This window comes from Agromyces sp. P1_H4, assembly GCF_056405255.1.
This window is the reverse complement of the sequence record NZ_JBFUCL010000522.1, coordinates 1-1,593: the sequence shown is the minus strand read 5'-3', so window position 1 is coordinate 1,593 and position 1,593 is coordinate 1. Positions and strand designations below refer to the sequence as shown.

The following is a 1,593-nucleotide window of genomic DNA, read 5'->3' as shown; positions in this document are numbered from 1 at the left end:
GCGCGTCGCGTCCCCACAGCGCGGGGAGCTCGGGCGTGTACCGGTCGGCGGGCACGTAGACGGTGTGCACCGGCTGGCGGGAGCCGTCGTCGCCGGGATAGGCCGTGGCGAGGAGCCGGTCGGTCGCGGCGAGCCGGGCGTCGATCGCGGCGAGGGTGACGGCCGAGAGGGCGGTGCGCACGCTCACTCCAGCAGTTCGTAGGCCGGGAGGGTGAGGAAGTCGACGTACTCGTCGGCGAGGCAGAGCTCGGCGACGAGGCGTGCGGCGGGCTCGGTGTAGGCGGCGAACCGCTCGGGGGTCGTCTCGGCGCGGAGCTTCGCGACCTCCTCATCGAACACCTCCCGCACGAGCTCGGGCGTCATCGTGCGCCCGGTGTCGGCGAGCACCACGCCGTGCCGGAGGTGCTGCCACACCTGCGATCGCGAGATCTCCGCTGTTGCCGCATCCTCCATCAGGCTGTGCAGGGCGACCGCACCGCTGCCAGCGAGCCAGGCGGCCGTGTAGGCGACGCCGACCGAGAGGTTCGTGCGCAGGCCTGCCTCGGTGACGGCACCGCCGGTCGAGGCGACGTCGAGCAGTTCGGCGGCCGACACGTCGACCTCTGGCCGCTGCCGGTCGAGCTGGTTCGGCCGGTCGCCGAGCACCGAGTCGAACACCTCTCGGCAGACAGGCACGAGGTCGGGGTGGGCGACCCAGGATCCGTCGAAGCCGTCGTTCGCCTCGCGGGTCTTGTCGGCCCGCACCTTCTCGAAGGCGACGGCGGTGGCCTCGGGGTCGGCGCGGTTCGGCACGAACGCCGCCATGCCGCCCATCGCGACGGCACCGCGCCGGTGGCAGGTCTGCACGAGCAGCTCGGTGTAGGCGCGCATGAACGGCGCGGTCATCTGCACGTCGGCCCGGTCGGGCACGACGAACTCGGGTCCGGCGTCGCGGAACACCTTGATGATGCTGAACAGGTAGTCCCAGCGGCCGGCGTTCAGGCCCGACACGTGCTCGCGCAGCTCCCACAGGATCTCGTCCATCTCGAATGCCGCCGGGATGGTCTCGATGAGCACCGTGGCCCGAATGGTGCCGAGCGGCAGGTCCAGCGCCTCCTGCGCGTACACGAACACGTCGTTCCAGAGTCTCGCCTCGAGCCGACCCTCGAGCTTCGGAAGGTAGTAGAACGGTCCGTCGCCGTTGTCGACGAGCTGGCGCGCCGTGTGGAAGTAGTGCAGCCCGAAGTCGACGAGGGAGCCCGAGCCGCGCTCACCGTCGACGAGCACGTGCTTCTCGGGCAGGTGCCAGCCACGCGGGCGGGTGACGACGGTGGGCCGCCGGATGTCGTCGCGCAGCGCGTAGGCCTTGCCCTCGGGCGAGGTGTACGCGAGGGTTCCGGATGCCGCGTCGCGGAGGTTGCGCACGCTCCCCACCACGTTCGCCCAAGTCGGGCTCGACGCGTCCTCGAGGTCGGCGAGCCACACCCGCGCGCCGGAGTTCAGGGCGTTGATCGCCATCTTCGCCGGCGATGCCGGACCGGTGATCTCGACCCGGCGGTCGGCGAGCGCCGGCGGCGGCGGCGGCACCTGCCAGTCTGCGGCGCGGGTCTCGGC

2 protein-coding genes are annotated in these 1,593 nt (G+C 72.0%); both read right to left on the bottom strand.

All coding sequences use genetic code 11. From position 1 onward, the window contains the following. Positions 1-181 (bottom strand): DUF6986 family protein (locus AC1DY2_RS19610; protein WP_476763932.1); only part of this gene is annotated, 181 nt, incomplete at its 3' end. 2 nt (positions 182-183) lie between these two features. Next, positions 184-1,593: malate synthase A (gene aceB, locus AC1DY2_RS19605; protein WP_476763931.1), on the bottom strand; the 1,410-nt coding region annotated here is incomplete at its 5' end.